This is a genomic window from Escherichia sp. KCJ4928 (assembly GCF_004352695.1).
Classification (GTDB): Bacteria; Pseudomonadota; Gammaproteobacteria; order Enterobacterales; family Enterobacteriaceae; genus ECMA0423.
Map to the genome: position 1 here is coordinate 1 of NZ_SJWV01000082.1, position 17,841 is coordinate 17,841.

Sequence of the window (17,841 nt, forward strand, 5' to 3'; positions counted from 1 at the left end):
TATTTATTTGTTGGATAGTCATTAGATGTTGAATCAATGAATTACTCGTTCAGTTAATATTTAAATATTCATGAAATCTATAAATTAAAGATTTGTCACTTATTGGATTTAGTATGCTTGATTTAAATGGCGGTCAATTATTGTTATTATTAAGTCTAATGTCATTTAAAGGCATTATCATATTTACGAAGAGATCAGGATGATGACGATGAAAAAAAGTGTATTGACGGCGTTTATAACTGTGGTATGTGCAACGTCCAGCGTTATGGCAGCTGATGATAATGCTATCACGGATGGCAAAGTAACATTTAATGGTAAAGTTATTGCTCCAGCTTGTACCCTGGTAGCTGCGACGAAAGATTCAGTAGTCACATTGCCAAATGTCAGCGCCACCAAGTTGCAAACTAATGGAGCAGTCTCTGGCGTTAAAACTGATGTACCAATTGCCTTAGAAGGCTGTGATGTTACTGTAACTAAAAATGCGACGTTTACCTTTAGTGGTACGGCTGACGGCGTGCAACCTACAGCATTTGCCAACCAGGCTACCACCGATGCAGCGACGAATGTTGCTCTACAAATGTATCTGCCAGATGGTTCTACATCGGTAACTCCCGGTACCGAAACGTCGAATATTCAGTTAGCGGATTCTGCTGAGCAAACAGTGACCTTTAAAGTTGATTATATCGCTACGGGGAAAGCGACTTCTGGTAATGTGAATGCGGTAACAAATTTCCATATTAACTATTATTAATAGAACTCATTAATTGTTTTATTAATTAGTACCCCTCTAGTGTTCTGGAGGGGATATTCATATTTTTTAAGAGTGACTATTTATGAAAACTTGCATAACAAAGGGAATTGTGACCGTAAGTTTAACGGCAATATTACTCAGCTGCTCATCCGCATGGGCGGCAGGTAAAGGCGGGATTGGACTTGCAGCAACACGTCTTGTTTATTCAGAAGGTGAAGAGCAAATTTCACTGGGTGTACGTAACACCAGTCCGGATGTTCCTTATCTTATTCAGTCATGGGTGATGACCCCAGATAATAAAAAATCAGCAGATTTTATTATTACACCACCGCTATTTGTGCTGAATCCGGCTAATGAGAATCTGTTACGCATTATGTACATTGGTGCGCCGTTGGCGAAAGACAGAGAAACCCTTTTCTTCACTAGCGTACGGGCAGTCCCTTCAACAACGAAGCGGGAAGAGGGAAATACCCTGAAGATTGCCACACAAAGCGTCATCAAACTTTTCTGGCGACCAAAAGGTTTAGCGTATCCCTTAGGCGAGGCTCCGGCGAAACTGCGTTGCACTTCGTCAGCTGACATGGTTACGGTCAGTAACCCAACACCTTATTTCATTACCCTGACAGACCTGAAAATAGGTGGAAAAGTAGTTAAAAATCAAATGATTTCCCCCTTTGATAAATACCAATTTTCTCTGCCAAAGGGGGCCAAAAATAGCAGCGTAACGTATCGAACCATCAATGACTACGGGGCGGAAACGCCGCAACTCAACTGTAAATCGTAAGCCGTCTTCAGTTAAGAGAGCGAGATGTATAGAACTCATCGACAACACAGCCTGTTAAGCTCTGGTGGAGTGCCATCGTTTATTGGTGGGCTGGTGGTGTTTGTGTCGGCAGCGTTCAATGCACAAGCTGAAACCTGGTTCGATCCTGCTTTTTTCAAAGATGATCCCTCAATGGTGGCCGATTTGTCTCGTTTCGAAAAAGGACAAAAAATAACGCCAGGGGTTTATCGTGTCGATATTGTTCTGAATCAGACAATTGTAGATACGCGCACCGTCAATTTTGTTGAGATAACGCCAGAGAAGGGGATTGCCGCCTGTTTGACGACTGAAAGCCTGGATGCAATGGGTGTTAATACTGATGCGTTTCCGGCTTTTAAACAACTGGACAAACAAGCGTGTGTGCCATTGGCGGAGATTATTCCGGATGCCAGCGTAACGTTTAATGTGAATAAACTCCGTCTGGAAATTTCAGTACCGCAAATCGCCATCAAAAGTAATGCCCGTGGTTATGTCCCCCCTGAACGTTGGGATGAAGGGATCAACGCGCTATTACTGGGATATTCGTTTAGCGGGGCTAACAGTATTCATAGCAGCGCAGACAGTGATTCTGGCGACAGCTATTTTCTGAATTTAAACAGTGGCGTTAATTTAGGCCCATGGAGATTGCGCAACAATTCAACATGGAGTCGCAGTAGTGGCCAAACCGCAGAATGGAAGAATCTCAGCAGCTATTTGCAGCGGGCGGTTATTCCACTAAAAGGCGAACTGACCGTAGGTGATGATTATACTGCAGGCGATTTTTTCGATAGTGTCAGCTTTCGTGGTGTGCAGCTGGCGTCAGATGACAACATGCTGCCAGACAGCCTGAAAGGGTTTGCGCCTGTGGTGCGTGGTATCGCCAAAAGCAATGCCCAGATAACGATTAAGCAAAATGGTTACACCATTTACCAAACTTATGTATCGCCTGGTGCTTTTGAAATTAGTGATCTCTATTCCACGTCGTCGAGCGGTGATTTGTTAGTTGAAATCAAAGAAGCGGACGGCAGCGTCAATAGCTACAGCGTACCGTTTTCCAGCGTGCCATTACTCCAGCGTCAGGGGCGAATCAAATACGCGGTGACACTGGCGAAATACAGAACCAATAGTAATGAACAGCAGGAGAGCAAATTTGCCCAGGCCACGTTGCAGTGGGGCGGACCGTGGGGAACGACATGGTATGGTGGTGGACAATATGCTGAATATTACCGTGCCGCCATGTTTGGTCTGGGATTTAACCTTGGCGATTTCGGAGCAATTTCGTTCGATGCGACCCAGGCGAAGAGTACGCTGGCAGACCAAAGCGAACATAAAGGTCAGTCATATCGTTTTCTGTATGCCAAAACGCTCAACCAATTGGGCACTAATTTTCAATTGATGGGCTATCGCTATTCGACGTCGGGTTTCTACACCCTTTCCGACACCATGTATAAACATATGGATGGCTACGAATTTAATGACGGTGATGATGAAGATACGCCGATGTGGTCGCGTTATTACAATTTGTTTTACACCAAACGTGGCAAACTGCAGGTCAATATCTCCCAGCAATTAGGCGAGTACGGTTCGTTTTATTTAAGTGGTAGCCAGCAAACTTACTGGCATACCGATCAACAGGATCGGCTATTACAGTTTGGCTACAACACGCAAATTAAAGATCTCTCGCTGGGGGTTTCCTGGAACTACAGTAAGTCCCGTGGTCAACCTGATGCTGATCAGGTGTTTGCACTAAATTTTTCCCTGCCGCTCAATCTGTTGCTCCCCAGAAGTAATGATAGCTATACCAGGAAAAAAAATTACGCCTGGATGACCTCTAACACCAGTATCGATAACGAAGGGCACATTACACAAAACCTGGGTTTAACGGAGACACTACTCGATGACGGTAACCTGAGCTACAGCGTGCAACAGGGATATAACAGCGAGGGGAAAGCGGCTAATGGTAGCGCCAGCATGGACTACAAAGGGGCGTTTGCAGATGCCCGAGTGGGCTACAACTACAGCGATAACGGCAGTCAACAACAACTGAACTACGCTCTTTCAGGCAGTTTAGTTGCCCATTCACAGGGCATTACCCTGGGGCAATCGCTGGGGGAAACTAACGTGCTGATTGCAGCACCAGGCGCAGAGAATACTCGTGTGGCGAACAGCACCGGGCTGAAAACTGACTGGCGCGGATATACCGTTGTCCCCTATGCCACTTCTTATCGGGAAAATCGAATCGCACTTGATGCGGCATCGTTAAAACGTAACGTGGATCTTGAAAATGCAGTAGTCAACGTGGTTCCCACCAAAGGGGCGTTGGTTCTGGCGGAGTTCAATGCCCATGCGGGAGCAAGGGTATTAATGAAAACATCAAAGCAGGGTATACCGCTGCGTTTTGGCGCGATAGCGACGCTGGACGGCATACAGACTAATAGCGGCATTATTGATGATGATGGCTCGCTCTATATGTCCGGTTTGCCCGCTCAGGGAGCGATAACTGTACGCTGGGGCGAAGCTCCCGATCAAATTTGTCATATCAGTTACCAGCTTACCGAACAACAAATTAACTCTGCGATTACGCGAATGGATGCCATATGCAGATAATCTTTGGAGAAAAATGCGTGTTATTACTACGACTATTTTTTGCCGCCGTCTTAATGCTATGGTGCGCTCAAACTGCTGCTTATAGCGGGCAGTGTCATACCACTCAGGGGAATCCGTATATTGGCGTCAATTTTGGCGTTAAAACCCTGGAGGAAGAAGAAAATACGGCTGGAGTAGTTAAAGACAAATTTTATCAGTGGAACGAATCGAATGATTATTATGTTTCCTGTGATTGCGATAAAGACAATGTCAGAAGTGGCCGATGGGCATTCGCCGCGGATTCACCGTTAGTCTATTTAGGCGACAACTGGTACAAAATTAATGACTATCTTGCCGCCAAAGTTTTATTGCAGGTTAAAGGCAGTTCTCCTACTGCGGTTCCTTTCGAAAACGTGGGCACAGGGGCAGATACACGATGGCATATTTGCGATCCCGGCGGTCAACGTTTAGGTGGCCAGGGGGCTAGCGGTAATAGCGGTAGCTTTTCCCTGAAAATATTGCAGCCGTTCGTTGGTTCGGTCGTCATTCCTCCTATGGCGCTGGCGCGATTATTTGAATGCTACAACATACCCGCAGGTGATTCCTGCACGACTACAGGTACATCGGTTTTAGTGTATTACCTGTCTGGTACGATCAATTCACTTGGCTCATGTTCCGTCAATGCCGGAGAGACTATCGAGGTCGATCTGGGCGACGTATTTGCGGCTAACTTTCGTGTTGTAGGGCATAAACCCCTTGGGGCCAGAACGGCAGAACTCGCAATTCCAGTCAGGTGTAACACGGGAAACGCGGGGTTAGTTAACGTCAACCTGAGTCTGACGGCAACCACAGACCCCAGCTATCCCCAGGCGATTAAGACGTCACGTCCTGGCGTGGGCGTGGTGGTGACCGATAGCCAGAACAACATTATTTCCCCTGCTGGTGGAACATTACCGCTCTCTATTCCTGATGATGCAGACAGTATCGCGCGAATGAATGTCTATCCAGTCAGCACGACAGGTGTACCACCAGAAACCGGGCGATTTGAAGCCACGGCAACGGTGAGAATAAATTTTGATTAACGCGTGAACGTATGAAGAAAAAAACGATATTTCAGTGCGTTATCTTGTTCTTTAGCATTCTTAACATCCATGTCGGGATGGCTGGGCCTGAACAAGTTAGTATGCATATTTATGGGAATGTGGTCGATCAGGGCTGTGATGTCGCCACCAAAAGTGCATTACAAAATATTCATATTGGTGATTTTAATATCAGTGATTTTCAGGCCGCGAATACCGTAAGCACTGCTGCTGATTTGAATATCGATATCACCGGTTGTGCCGCTGGTATTACTGGCGCGGACGTCCTTTTTAGCGGCGAGGCTGACACCCTTGCGCCGACACTGCTCAAACTAACTGACACAGGCGGAAGCGGTGGTATGGCAACGGGGATTGCCGTGCAAATTCTTGATGCGCAAAGTCAGCAAGAAATCCCGCTCAATCAGGTCCAGCCTCTTACGCCCTTAAAAGCCGGGGATAACACACTCAAATATCAACTTCGTTATAAGTCCACAAAGGCGGGAGCAACGGGCGGTAATGCGACGGCGGTTCTCTATTTTGATCTGGTTTACCAGTGAAGGAGTGATGTTGAAACGGATAATCTGGATTCTGTTCTTACTGGGATTAACGGGGGGCTGTGAGCTATTTGCCCATGATGGCACAGTCAACATTAGCGGATCGTTTCGCCGTAATACATGCGTGCTGGCACAGGATAGCAAGCAAATCAATGTGCAGTTAGGCGATGTCTCGCTGACACGTTTTTTTCATGGGAATTATGGCCCGGAGAAATCTTTCATCATTAATTTGCAGGATTGCGGAACAGATGTCAGCACGGTTGACGTCACCTTTTCAGGAACCCCCGACGGAGTGCAGAGCGAAATGCTGTCCATTGAAAGTGGTACGGATGCAGCCAGCGGGCTGGCAATTGCGATTCTGGATGATGCGAAGATATTGATTCCGCTTAACCAGGCGAGTAAAGACTACAGCCTACATAGCGGTAAGGTGCCATTAACTTTTTATGCGCAATTGCGACCTGTCAATAGCGATGTGCAGTCGGGTAAAGTGAATGCCAGCGCGACATTTGTACTTCATTATGACTAATACGTGGAACAGATTGGCGCTCTTGATTTTCGCCGTTTTATCGCTGCTGGTGGCGGGTGAATTGCGGGCAGGAGTGGTGGTCGGCGGAACGCGATTTATCTTTCCGGCAGACAGAGAATCGATATCTATTTTACTGACTAATACCAGTCAGGAATCCTGGCTTATTAACAGTAAAATCAACCGCCCAACGCGTTGGGCCGGGGGGGAAGCGTCGACAGTGCCAGCACCATTACTGGCCGCTCCGCCACTTATTCTCCTGAAGCCCGGTACTACAGGCACGTTGCGCTTGCTGAGAACGGAAAGCGACATCTTGCCTGTGGATCGCGAAACGCTATTTGAGTTAAGCATTGCCAGCGTGCCATCCGGCAAAGTTGAAAATCAGAGCGTAAAAGTGGCGATGCGCTCGGTATTTAAACTGTTCTGGCGACCCGAAGGTTTGCCGGGCGACCCGCTGGAAGCTTATCAACAATTACGCTGGACACGGAATTCGCAGGGTGTACAACTCACTAACCCAACGCCTTACTACATTAACCTGATTCAGTTGAGCGTAAATGGTAAAGCGTTAAGTAATGCGGGAGTTGTGCCGCCTAAAAGCCAGCGTCAGACAAGCTGGTGTCAGGCAATCGCACCGTGTCATGTCGCCTGGCGGGCGATAAATGATTACGGCGGGTTGAGTGCAAAGAAGGAGCAAAATCTGCCCTGAAACAGGTTCGGAAAACGTTTGCGTTTTTTTTGCCGCAGGTCAATTCCCTTTTGGTCCGAACTCGCACATAATACGCCCCCGGTTTGCACACCGGGAATCCAGGAGAGTTCATGTACTACCCCTTCGTTCGTAAAGCCCTTTTCCAGCTCGATCCAGAGCGCGCTCATGAGTTTACTTTTCAGCAATTACGCCGTATTACAGGAACGCCGTTTGAAGCACTGGTGCGGCAGAAAGTGCCTGCGAAACCTGTTAACTGCATGGGCCTGACGTTTAAAAATCCGCTTGGTCTGGCAGCCGGTCTTGATAAAGACGGGGAGTGCATTGACGCGTTAGGCGCGATGGGATTTGGATCGATCGAGATCGGTACCGTCACGCCACGTCCACAGCCAGGTAATGACAAGCCGCGTCTCTTTCGTCTGGTAGATGCCGAAGGTTTGATCAACCGTATGGGCTTTAATAATCTTGGCGTTGATAACCTCGTAGAGAACGTAAAAAAGGCCCATTATGACGGCGTCCTGGGTATTAACATCGGCAAAAATAAAGATACGCCAGTGGAGCAGGGCAAAGATGACTATCTGATTTGTATGGAAAAAATCTATGCCTATGCGGGATATATCGCCATCAATATTTCATCGCCGAATACCCCAGGATTACGCACGCTGCAATATGGTGAAGCGCTGGATGATCTCTTAACCGCGATTAAAAATAAGCAAAATGATTTGCAAGCGATGCACCATAAATATGTGCCGATCGCAGTGAAGATCGCGCCGGATCTTTCTGAAGAAGAATTGATCCAGGTTGCCGATAGTTTAGTTCGCCATAATATTGATGGCGTTATTGCAACCAATACCACACTCGATCGTTCTCTTGTTCAGGGAATGAAAAATTGCGATCAAACCGGTGGCTTAAGTGGTCGTCCGCTTCAGTTAAAAAGCACCGAAATTATTCGCCGCTTGTCACTGGAATTAAACGGTCGCTTACCGATCATCGGTGTTGGCGGCATCGACTCGGTTATCGCTGCGCGTGAAAAGATTGCTGCGGGTGCCTCACTGGTGCAAATTTATTCTGGTTTTATTTTTAAAGGTCCGCCGCTGATTAAAGAAATCGTTACCCATATCTAATTATTTCTTCGAATTCCTCTTTATAAGATAATCAGGGCTTTATTTTCAGCCCTGGTTGTTTTATATTCATCGCTGTTGCTTATTTAGACATTTTGTACTTTTATTGTTGAGGTTATTAAGCGAAGCGACAATGGATTGTGTTGCTGCGGTTTTATAGGGTAGGGGAGAGGCAGATGCGAATTAAACCAGACGATAACTGGCGTTGGTATTACGATGAAGAGCACGATCGAATGATGCTCGATTTAGCCAATGGTATGCTATTTCGCTCACGTTTTGCGCGCAAGATGTTGACTCCAGATGCCTTTTCTCCCGCAGGCTTTTGCGTTGACGACGCCGCGCTCTATTTCTCTTTTGAAGAAAAGTGCCGCGATTTTAATTTATCTAAAGAACAAAAAGCCGAACTGGTGCTGAATGCACTGGTAGCAATTCGCTATCTCAAACCGCAAATGCCGAAAAGCTGGCATTTTGTTTCCCATGGTGAAATGTGGGTGCCCATGCCGGGCGATGCGGCCTGCGTTTGGTTGAGCGATACTCACGAGCAGGTCAATTTGCTGGTCGTTGAATCTGGCGAAAATGCCGCACTATGCCTGCTGGCACAACCCTGCGTTGTTATTGCGGGTCGCGCGATGCAGTTGGGCGACGCCATTAAAATCATGAACGACAGGCTGAAACCGCAGGTTAATGTTGACAGCTTCAGCCTCGAACAGGCTGTCTAACGCGCCAACTTAAGTGCAGTCTTCGGTACACAGCTACAGCAAAGAATGGTGCCATCATCGCCCATTGCTGATTTTTTCAGCGGCGTGACTTCGCCTTCTAAAAGCTGAACACGGCAACTTCCACAAATGCCCGCGCGGCAAGAATAAGGGATACGAATTCCCTGATTTTCTAATTGCTCCAGCAACACCTGTTGGTTATTTCCACGAAATGCCTGTCCCTGCCAGTCAATATCTACATTTGCGTCCGGTTGTTGCGTGATGTTGGCGGTATCATCAGCGGCAGCTGCGCCGTAAATTTTTGCCGGAGCCGTTGCCAGAATTTCCACCTCATCGCCAACGCGAATCACGCCGCTATTACGGGCAATTAAATTCTGACCAAAATCGACATCGCCGTTATCCTGGGCAGTGCGGAAAGATTGCAATGTTTTTAATGGTTCGCCTGCCGGATGTTTTTGCCCTTTTTCTGGGCTGACGGTGGTGAAAATACAGCGGCTACAAGGTTTAACCACATCAAACACCACATCACCAATGCGAATCACTTTCCAGCTATCTTCTTCCCAGGCTGACGCGCCGGAAACCACCAGATTGGGGCGGAATTGCTCCATTTTTACACTGGCCGGACAACGTTGTTGGAGATCACGTAACGAGGCTTCGTTAGCAAGAAGGTAAGGATAGCCATCAGCAAATGACAGGGGTACAGTGTTGTGGCGTTTCACGCGCCGGGTCATTTGTGGCCCCACCCAGCGTAATTGCACTTCGCGGGAGAAAAATCCACTTAGCCATTTGTTGATCGCGTCTGGCGCAATTCGCGCGGTAAAATGTGTGCCCCAAACTTCGGTTGGTGCGTCTTGTGTGGCGAAATCAGCAAAACGAACATATGCGCTACTGCCATCTGGTGCGGTGAGATGCAAGCCATCATGCACAGGTGAAGGAGTAAACCGTACCATCTGGGGAAACTGGCGAGCGGTAATAAACGTACCGTCAGGTTCCGTGATCATAAAGATGCGATCGAAGGCCAGACCACTGACATCAGCCAGAGCATGTGTAAGACCAATGCCGCGCATCGATTTAACAGGATGAATAAAAAGCCGGGTTAATGTCACCACGGTGCGGTCCTCAAATGAAAATAAGCCCTCAACTTTATGACATGACGCGCTTATTAGCTATAATGCGCAACAATTTTCTTAGCGCCTGTCCCATTAGGCTATTTTATTTGTCAGTTTGGCCCTGGGTTGTGCTCGAAATCCTCACGTACTTGTGTACGCTCCGGTTTCTCCGCGCTGTCCATGTCCAGACTGACTGCAACAATTACGCCTACTGCGGTAGGCTCTTAGAGCAAAAGTGACGATATGAATTCTCTGTTTGCCAGTACGGCCCGTGGGCTGGAAGAGCTGTTAAAAACTGAACTGGAAAACCTGGGGGCCGTTGAATGCCAGGTGGTTCAGGGTGGGGTCCATTTCAAGGGCGACACACGGCTTGTTTACCAGAGCCTGATGTGGAGCCGCCTGGCCTCGCGTATTATGTTGCCGCTGGGCGAGTGTAAGGTTTACAGCGATTTAGACCTCTATCTCGGTGTTCAGGCGATCAACTGGACAGAGATGTTTAATCCTGGCGCGACCTTCGCTGTCCACTTCAGTGGTTTGAATGACACCATCCGCAACAGTCAGTACGGCGCGATGAAAGTGAAAGACGCGATCGTCGATGCTTTCACGCGGAAAAATCTGCCGCGTCCAAATGTTGATCGCGATGCGCCGGATATCCGCGTTAACGTCTGGCTGCATAAAGAAACCGCCAGTATCGCTCTTGATCTGAGTGGTGATGGTTTACATCTGCGTGGCTATCGCGATCGTGCTGGTATTGCGCCGATCAAAGAAACCCTGGCAGCCGCTATTGTGATGCGATCCGGCTGGCAGCCAGGAACACCGCTGCTCGATCCGATGTGTGGTTCCGGTACGTTGCTGATTGAAGCGGCGATGCTAGCGACCGATCGCGCACCAGGCTTGCACCGTGGGCGTTGGGGCTTTAGCGGCTGGGTGCAGCATGATGAAGATATCTGGCAGGAAGTGAAAGCGGAAGCGCAAACTCGTGCCCGTAAAGGCCTGGCTGAGTATAGCTCTCATTTTTACGGTTCGGACAGCGACGCACGGGTGATTCAACGTGCGCGCACTAACGCCCGTCTTGCGGGGATTGGTGAACTGATCACCTTTGAGGTGAAAGATGTCGCGCAACTGACCAATCCGCTGCCGAAAGGGCCGTACGGCACAGTGTTGAGCAACCCGCCATACGGGGAACGTCTGGACAGCGAACCGGCGCTGATTGCGCTGCATAGCCTGCTGGGTCGGATCATGAAAAACCAGTTTGGTGGCTGGAATCTCTCTTTGTTTAGTGCCTCGCCGGATCTGCTAAGCTGCTTGCAGCTGCGTGCAGACAAACAGTACAAGGCGAAAAACGGCCCGCTGGACTGCGTACAGAAAAATTACCACGTTGCCGAAAGCACTCCAGACAGCAAACCGGCGATGGTAGCGGAAGACTACGCCAACCGCCTGCGTAAGAACCTCAAAAAATTCGAGAAGTGGGCTCGCCAGGAAGGAATTGAATGTTACCGCCTGTATGACGCCGATCTACCGGAATATAACGTTGCCGTTGACCGTTATGCCGACTGGGTGGTGGTGCAGGAGTATGCGCCGCCAAAAACTATTGATGCTCACAAAGCGCGTCAGCGTCTGTTCGATATTATCGCTGCAACCATTTCGGTACTGGGGATTGCGCCAAACAAACTGGTGCTGAAAACCCGTGAACGCCAGAAGGGCAAAAATCAGTACCAGAAACTGGGCGAGAAGGGCGAGTTTCTTGAAGTTACCGAATATAACGCTCACTTGTTGGTGAACCTGACGGATTACCTCGATACCGGTCTGTTTCTCGATCACCGTATCGCCCGTCGTATGCTCGGTCAGATGAGCAAAGGCAAAGATTTCCTCAACCTGTTCTCTTATACCGGCAGCGCCACCGTGCATGCGGGATTAGGCGGTGCACGCAGCACCACCACCGTGGATATGTCGCGTACTTATCTGGAGTGGGCAGAACGCAACCTGCGTTTGAATGGCCTGACCGGGCGTGCGCATCGCCTGATTCAGGCCGATTGCCTGGCGTGGCTGCGTGAGGCAAATGAACAGTTCGATCTGATCTTTATCGATCCGCCAACCTTCTCTAACTCAAAACGAATGGAAGATGCGTTTGATGTTCAGCGCGATCATCTGGCGCTGATGAAAGATTTGAAACGTCTGCTGCGTGCAGGTGGGACGATCATGTTCTCGAACAATAAACGTGGCTTCCGTATGGATCTCGACGGCCTGGCAAAACTGGGACTGAAAGCACAAGAAATTACGCAAAAAACGCTCTCCCAGGATTTCGCCCGTAACCGCCAGATCCACAACTGCTGGCTGATTACCGCAGCCTAAAGGAATAGTAATGTCATTAATCAGTATGCATGGCGCATGGCTGTCGTTCAGCGACGCGCCGCTTCTCGATAACGCAGAACTGCATATCGAAGATAACGAACGTGTTTGTCTGGTGGGCCGCAACGGCGCGGGCAAATCGACGTTAATGAAAATCCTCAACCGTGAACAAGGGCTGGATGACGGTCGCATTATTTACGAGCAAGATTTGATTGTAGCTCGTCTGCAACAGGATCCGCCGCGTAACGTTGAGGGTAGCGTTTATGATTTCGTTGCCGAAGGCATTGAAGAACAAGCGGAATATCTGAAACGCTATCACGATATTTCGCGCCTGGTGATGAACGACCCGAGCGAGAAAAATCTCAACGAACTGGCGAAGGTTCAGGAACAGCTGGATCACCACAACCTGTGGCAGCTGGAAAACCGCATCAACGAAGTGCTGGCGCAACTGGGGTTAGATCCTAACGTTGCGCTGTCGTCGCTTTCCGGCGGCTGGTTGCGTAAAGCGGCATTAGGACGCGCGCTGGTGAGTAATCCGCGCGTGCTGTTGCTTGATGAACCGACAAACCACCTGGATATTGAAACCATCGACTGGCTGGAAGGGTTTTTGAAAACTTTCAACGGGACGATTATTTTCATCTCCCACGACCGTTCGTTTATCCGCAATATGGCGACGCGCATTGTTGATCTCGATCGCGGCAAGCTGGTGACCTATCCAGGGAATTACGACCAGTACCTGCTGGAAAAAGAAGAAGCCCTGCGCGTGGAAGAATTACAAAATGCCGAGTTCGATCGCAAACTGGCGCAGGAAGAGGTGTGGATCCGCCAGGGGATCAAAGCACGCCGTACCCGTAATGAAGGCCGCGTACGCGCCCTGAAAGCGATGCGTCGCGAGCGTGGTGAACGTCGCGAAGTGATGGGTACCGCAAAGATGCAGGTGGAAGAGGCCAGCCGCTCCGGTAAGATCGTTTTCGAAATGGAAGACGTTTGCTACCAGGTTGACGGTAAGCAACTGGTGAAAGATTTTTCGGCCCAGGTTCTACGTGGCGACAAAATTGCCCTGATTGGTCCGAATGGGTGCGGCAAAACCACGCTGCTGAAACTGATGCTCGGTCAGCTTCAAGCGGACAGCGGGCGTATTCACGTTGGCACCAAACTGGAAGTGGCTTATTTCGATCAGCACCGCGCGGAACTGGATCCCGATAAAACGGTGATGGATAACCTTGCCGAAGGTAAGCAAGAGGTGATGGTTAACGGCAAGCCACGCCACGTATTGGGCTATTTGCAGGACTTTCTGTTCCATCCGAAACGGGCGATGACGCCGGTACGTGCGCTTTCTGGCGGTGAGCGGAACCGCTTGCTGCTGGCGCGTTTGTTCCTCAAACCAAGCAACTTATTGATTCTTGACGAACCGACCAACGATCTTGATGTCGAAACGCTGGAACTGCTGGAAGAACTGATCGACAGCTATCAGGGCACGGTATTGCTGGTTAGCCACGATCGTCAGTTTGTCGATAACACCGTTACAGAATGTTGGATCTTCGAAGGCGGCGGTAAAATTGGTCGTTATGTCGGCGGTTATCATGATGCCCGTGGTCAGCAAGAGCAGTATGTGGCGCTCAAACAGCCTGCGGTGAAAAAAACCGAAGAAGCCGCCGCGGCAAAAGCAGAAACTGTAAAACGCAGCAGTAGCAAACTAAGCTATAAATTGCAGCGCGAACTGGAGCAGCTACCGCAATTGCTCGAAGATCTGGAGGCGAAGCTGGAAGCCCTACAGACGCAGGTGGCGGATGCTTCCTTCTTCAGTCAGCCACATGAGCAGACACAAAAAGTGCTCGCCGATATGGCTGCTGCAGAGCAGGAGCTGGAGCAAGCCTTTGAACGCTGGGAGTATCTTGAAGCGTTAAAAAATGGTGGCTGATCGCAAAATAGTCGATTTAAACAGAGACAGCTGACAACGGTAAAATTGCCTGATGAACTGGGTTTATCAGGCATGAAAACCAACACTTTGTTAGTCATCTGTAAAATAGCGCATCATTAAGGAGTACCAATGTGCGAACATCATCATGCCGCGAAGCACATCCTGTGCTCGCAGTGTGACATGCTGGTGGCGTTACCGCGCCTTGAGCATGGTCAGAAAGCGGCATGTCCCCGGTGTGGCACAACGTTAACCGTGGCGTGGGATGCCCCTCGGCAGCGTCCCACCGCCTATGCGTTGGCTGCACTGTTCATGCTGTTGCTGTCCAACTTGTTTCCTTTTGTGAATATGAACGTTGCAGGAGTTACCAGTGAAATTACATTACTGGAAATTCCCGGCGTGCTTTTTTCTGAGGACTACGCCAGCCTCGGCACCTTTTTCCTGTTGTTTGTGCAACTGGTTCCCGCGTTTTGTCTGATAACCATTCTGTTACTGGTGAATCGCGCGGAATTACCGGTCCGTTTAAAAGAGCAACTGGCACGGGTGCTTTTTCAACTCAAAACCTGGGGAATGGCGGAGATTTTCCTCGCTGGTGTGCTGGTCAGTTTCGTTAAACTGATGGCTTACGGCAGCATTGGGGTAGGCAGCAGCTTTCTCCCCTGGTGTTTATTTTGTGTCCTGCAACTGCGCGCTTTTCAGTGCGTTGATCGTCGCTGGTTATGGGACGACATCGCCCCGATGCCAGAACTGCGCCAGCCGCTAAAACCAGGCGTCACGGGGATACGTCAGGGGCTGCGTTCGTGCTCCTGTTGTACGGCAATCCTTCCTGCTGATGAACCCGTGTGCCCGCGTTGTAGTACCAAAGGGTACGTTCGGCGTAGAAACAGCCTGCAGTGGACACTCGCGCTGCTTGTAACGTCCATCATGCTGTATCTTCCGGCTAATATTTTGCCCATCATGGTGACGGATTTATTAGGCTCGAAGATGCCGTCGACGATTCTCGCTGGGGTCATTCTGTTATGGAGCGAAGGCTCTTATCCCGTCGCTGCGGTGATCTTTCTGGCCAGTATTATGGTGCCAACGTTAAAGATGATCGCCATCGCGTGGCTGTGTTGGGATGCCAAAGGGCATGGCAAGCGCGACAGTGAAAGAATGCATTTGATTTATGAAGTTGTTGAGTTTGTAGGCCGCTGGTCGATGATTGACGTTTTCGTTATCGCGGTGCTCTCGGCGCTGGTGCGTATGGGAGGTTTAATGAGTATTTATCCGGCAATGGGTGCATTAATGTTTGCTTTAGTCGTCATAATGACAATGTTTTCTGCTATGACGTTTGACCCGCGTTTGTCGTGGGATCGTCAACCTGAATCAGAGCATGAGGAGTCCTGACAGTATGGAATCTAATAATGGGGAAGCCAAAATCCAGAAAGTGAAGAACTGGTCTCCCGTGTGGATATTTCCTATCGTCACGGCGCTCATTGGGGCCTGGGTTCTTTTTTATCATTACAGCCATCAGGGACCGGAAGTGACCCTGATCACCGCGAATGCGGAAGGAATTGAAGGTGGCAAAACCACCATTAAAAGCCGTAGCGTTGACGTCGGCGTGGTTGAAAGCGCCACACTGGCTGATGATTTGACGCACGTTGAAATCAAAGCGCGGCTGAATTCCGGTATGGAAAAATTGCTGCATAAAGACACCGTCTTTTGGGTGGTGAAACCGCAGATTGGTCGCGAAGGGATTAGCGGCCTGGGAACGCTGCTGTCTGGAGTTTATATCGAACTGCAGCCAGGCGCGAAAGGCAGCAAAATGGATAAATACGATTTGCTGGACTCGCCACCGTTGGCCCCGCCTGATGCGAAAGGTATCCGTGTGATTCTCGATAGCAAAAAAGCCGGGCAGCTCTCGCCAGGAGATCCGGTGCTGTTCCGTGGCTATCGGGTAGGTTCGGTTGAAACCAGCACCTTCGATACACAAAAACGCAATATCAGCTATCAACTGTTCATCAATGCACCTTATGACCGACTGGTGACCAACAATGTTCGCTTCTGGAAAGATAGTGGCATTGCGGTTGATCTGACGTCAGCAGGGATGCGTGTGGAGATGGGCTCATTGACAACGCTGCTGAGTGGCGGTGTCAGCTTTGATGTGCCGGAAGGTCTGGATTTAGGGCAGCCAGTGGCACCGAAAACAGCTTTCGTTTTGTATGATGATCAGAAGAGCATTCAGGATTCGTTGTACACCGATCACATTGATTATCTGATGTTCTTTAAAGATTCGGTACGCGGTCTGCAACCGGGAGCTCCGGTAGAGTTCCGGGGTATTCGCCTGGGTACCGTAAGCAAAGTGCCATTCTTTGCGCCGAATATGCGTCAGACATTTAACGATGATTACCGTATTCCGGTACTGATTCGTATCGAGCCAGAGCGGCTGAAAATGCAGCTTGGCGAAAATGCGGATGTTGTTGAGCACCTTGGCGAATTGTTGAAACGTGGTTTACGCGGATCGCTGAAAACCGGAAACCTGGTCACTGGTGCACTGTATGTTGATCTCGATTTCTATCCAAATACGCCTGCAATAACCGGTATTCGTGAATTTAATGGTTATCAGATTATCCCGACCGTTAGCGGCGGCCTGGCGCAAATCCAGCAACGACTGATGGAAGCGTTGGATAAGATCAACAAACTGCCATTGAATCCGATGATTGAACAGGCAACCAGTACGCTTTCTGAAAGTCAGCGCACAATGAAAAACCTGCAAACGACGCTGGATAGCATGAACAAGATCCTCGCTAGCCAGTCGATGCAGCAGTTGCCGACGGATATGCAGTCAACGTTGCGTGAATTGAATCGCAGCATGCAGGGCTTCCAGCCTGGCTCCGCAGCCTACAACAAGATGGTGGCGGATATGCAGCGCCTTGATCAGGTGTTGCGAGAACTGCAACCGGTGCTGAAAACGCTCAATGAGAAGAGTAACGCGCTGGTATTTGAAGCGAAGGACAAAAAAGATCCAGAGCCGAAGAGGGCGAAACAATGAAAAAGTGGCTAGTGACGATTGCAGCACTGTGGCTGGCCGGATGCAGCTCCGGCGAAATTAATAAAAACTATTACCAGTTACCTGTGGTGCAGAGCGGTACACAAAGTACCGCCAGCCAGGGCAATCGTCTGTTATGGGTAGAGCAGGTCACTGTTCCTGACTATCTGGCGGGGAATGGTGTGGTTTATCAAACCAGTGATGTGAAGTATGTGATTGCCAACAACAACTTGTGGGCCAGCCCGTTGGATCAACAGTTGCGCAACACCCTGGTTGCCAACCTGAGTACGCAACTGCCCGGCTGGGTGGTTGCCTCCCAGCCTCTGGGAAGCGCCCAGGACACGCTCAATGTTACCGTAACGGAGTTTAACGGTCGCTATGATGGCAAGGTCATTGTCAGTGGTGAGTGGCTGTTGAACCACCAGGGACAACTGATCAAACGTCCGTTCCGTCTGGAAGGAGTGCAAACTCAGGATGGTTACGATGAGATGGTTAAAGTACTGGCCAGTGTCTGGAGTCAGGAAGCCGCTTCTATTGCGCAAGAGATAAAGCGTCTACCTTAATTATAAAGATTTGTAAATATAACCGTCTCCGGTATGTTG

At 49.4% G+C, this 17,841-nt stretch carries 15 protein-coding genes; 14 read left to right on the forward strand and 1 reads right to left on the reverse strand.

Translation table 11 applies throughout. From position 1 onward, the window contains the following. Window positions 1-208 precede the first annotated feature (208 nt). The 9 genes from E0D98_RS13395 (at window position 209) to zapC (ending at window position 8,838) form a co-directional block, all read left to right on the forward strand. The gene (locus E0D98_RS13395; protein WP_000750284.1) at window positions 209-751 is read left to right on the forward strand and encodes a fimbrial protein; all 543 of its coding nucleotides are present in this window, start codon (window positions 209-211) and stop codon (window positions 749-751) included. A gap of 82 nt (window positions 752-833) precedes the next feature. Continuing rightward, entirely contained in the window at window positions 834-1,535 is a 702-nt protein-coding gene (locus E0D98_RS13400) for a molecular chaperone (RefSeq protein ID WP_000845152.1), read from the forward strand. Between the two features lie 24 nt (window positions 1,536-1,559). Next, entirely contained in the window at window positions 1,560-4,160 is a 2,601-nt protein-coding gene (locus tag E0D98_RS13405) for a fimbrial biogenesis usher protein (RefSeq protein ID WP_050877198.1), read from the forward strand. Next, entirely contained in the window at window positions 4,151-5,221 is a 1,071-nt protein-coding gene (locus tag E0D98_RS13410) for a fimbrial protein (protein ID WP_001165658.1), read from the forward strand. Before E0D98_RS13405 ends, E0D98_RS13410 begins: the two co-directional genes overlap by 10 nt. Before the next feature lie 11 nt (window positions 5,222-5,232). Then, window positions 5,233-5,775 (forward strand): fimbrial protein, encoded by a 543-nt coding sequence (locus tag E0D98_RS13415; RefSeq protein ID WP_000730614.1) that lies wholly within the window; start codon window positions 5,233-5,235, stop codon window positions 5,773-5,775. Between the two features lie 7 nt (window positions 5,776-5,782). Continuing rightward, window positions 5,783-6,298 (forward strand): fimbrial protein, encoded by a 516-nt coding sequence (locus tag E0D98_RS13420; protein WP_000919489.1) that lies wholly within the window; start codon window positions 5,783-5,785, stop codon window positions 6,296-6,298. Further along, window positions 6,264-7,001, forward strand: coding sequence for a fimbrial chaperone (locus E0D98_RS13425; RefSeq protein ID WP_001111470.1), 738 nt, complete (start codon window positions 6,264-6,266; stop codon window positions 6,999-7,001). The genes E0D98_RS13420 and E0D98_RS13425 overlap by 35 nt, the downstream gene beginning before the upstream one ends. A 110-nt stretch (window positions 7,002-7,111) precedes the next feature. Continuing rightward, complete coding sequence (gene pyrD, locus E0D98_RS13430) at window positions 7,112-8,122, forward strand: quinone-dependent dihydroorotate dehydrogenase (RefSeq protein ID WP_001295352.1); 1,011 nt, start codon at window positions 7,112-7,114, stop codon at window positions 8,120-8,122. Between the two features lie 173 nt (window positions 8,123-8,295). Next, entirely contained in the window at window positions 8,296-8,838 is a 543-nt protein-coding gene (zapC, locus tag E0D98_RS13435; RefSeq protein ID WP_001295353.1) for a cell division protein ZapC, read from the forward strand. Here zapC and ycbX read toward each other — a convergent pair. Next, window positions 8,835-9,944: a 6-N-hydroxylaminopurine resistance protein YcbX gene (ycbX, locus tag E0D98_RS13440; protein WP_000258205.1), complete on the reverse strand. Its 1,110-nt coding sequence runs from the start codon at window positions 9,942-9,944 to the stop codon at window positions 8,835-8,837. The genes zapC and ycbX overlap by 4 nt on opposite strands. 243 nt (window positions 9,945-10,187) lie before the next feature. Here ycbX and rlmKL point away from each other — a divergent pair, with 243 nt between their 5' ends. From rlmKL to pqiC, 5 genes are all read left to right on the forward strand, one after another. Beyond that, on the forward strand, window positions 10,188-12,296 hold the full coding sequence (rlmKL, locus tag E0D98_RS13445) for a bifunctional 23S rRNA (guanine(2069)-N(7))-methyltransferase RlmK/23S rRNA (guanine(2445)-N(2))-methyltransferase RlmL (protein WP_001086549.1): 2,109 nt from the start codon (window positions 10,188-10,190) through the stop codon (window positions 12,294-12,296). Window positions 12,297-12,306: 10 nt separating this feature from the next. Next, window positions 12,307-14,214: an ABC transporter ATP-binding protein gene (locus tag E0D98_RS13450; protein ID WP_000053089.1), complete on the forward strand. Its 1,908-nt coding sequence runs from the start codon at window positions 12,307-12,309 to the stop codon at window positions 14,212-14,214. Between the two features lie 129 nt (window positions 14,215-14,343). After that, entirely contained in the window at window positions 14,344-15,597 is a 1,254-nt protein-coding gene (gene pqiA, locus E0D98_RS13455) for a membrane integrity-associated transporter subunit PqiA (protein ID WP_000333176.1), read from the forward strand. Between the two features lie 4 nt (window positions 15,598-15,601). After that, window positions 15,602-17,242: an intermembrane transport protein PqiB gene (pqiB, locus tag E0D98_RS13460; RefSeq protein WP_000445533.1), complete on the forward strand. Its 1,641-nt coding sequence runs from the start codon at window positions 15,602-15,604 to the stop codon at window positions 17,240-17,242. Continuing rightward, on the forward strand, window positions 17,239-17,802 hold the full coding sequence (pqiC, locus tag E0D98_RS13465) for a membrane integrity-associated transporter subunit PqiC (protein ID WP_000759123.1): 564 nt from the start codon (window positions 17,239-17,241) through the stop codon (window positions 17,800-17,802). Before pqiB ends, pqiC begins: the two co-directional genes overlap by 4 nt. Window positions 17,803-17,841: the final 39 nt, after the last annotated feature.

Coding starts and splice junctions, on each gene's coding strand:
- zapC (WP_001295353.1), top strand. CDS start 8,296: ATGCGAATTAAACCAGACGATAACTGGCGTTGGTATTACGATGAAGAG.
- pqiC (WP_000759123.1), top strand. CDS start 17,239: ATGAAAAAGTGGCTAGTGACGATTGCAGCACTGTGGCTGGCCGGATGC.
- pqiA (WP_000333176.1), top strand. CDS start 14,344: ATGTGCGAACATCATCATGCCGCGAAGCACATCCTGTGCTCGCAGTGT.
- rlmKL (WP_001086549.1), top strand. CDS start 10,188: ATGAATTCTCTGTTTGCCAGTACGGCCCGTGGGCTGGAAGAGCTGTTA.
- E0D98_RS13395 (WP_000750284.1), top strand. CDS start 209: ATGAAAAAAAGTGTATTGACGGCGTTTATAACTGTGGTATGTGCAACG.
- E0D98_RS13400 (WP_000845152.1), top strand. CDS start 834: ATGAAAACTTGCATAACAAAGGGAATTGTGACCGTAAGTTTAACGGCA.
- E0D98_RS13415 (WP_000730614.1), top strand. CDS start 5,233: ATGAAGAAAAAAACGATATTTCAGTGCGTTATCTTGTTCTTTAGCATT.
- E0D98_RS13420 (WP_000919489.1), top strand. CDS start 5,783: ATGTTGAAACGGATAATCTGGATTCTGTTCTTACTGGGATTAACGGGG.
- pqiB (WP_000445533.1), top strand. CDS start 15,602: ATGGAATCTAATAATGGGGAAGCCAAAATCCAGAAAGTGAAGAACTGG.
- E0D98_RS13450 (WP_000053089.1), top strand. CDS start 12,307: ATGTCATTAATCAGTATGCATGGCGCATGGCTGTCGTTCAGCGACGCG.
- E0D98_RS13405 (WP_050877198.1), top strand. CDS start 1,560: ATGTATAGAACTCATCGACAACACAGCCTGTTAAGCTCTGGTGGAGTG.
- E0D98_RS13410 (WP_001165658.1), top strand. CDS start 4,151: ATGCAGATAATCTTTGGAGAAAAATGCGTGTTATTACTACGACTATTT.
- pyrD (WP_001295352.1), top strand. CDS start 7,112: ATGTACTACCCCTTCGTTCGTAAAGCCCTTTTCCAGCTCGATCCAGAG.
- E0D98_RS13425 (WP_001111470.1), top strand. CDS start 6,264: ATGCCAGCGCGACATTTGTACTTCATTATGACTAATACGTGGAACAGA.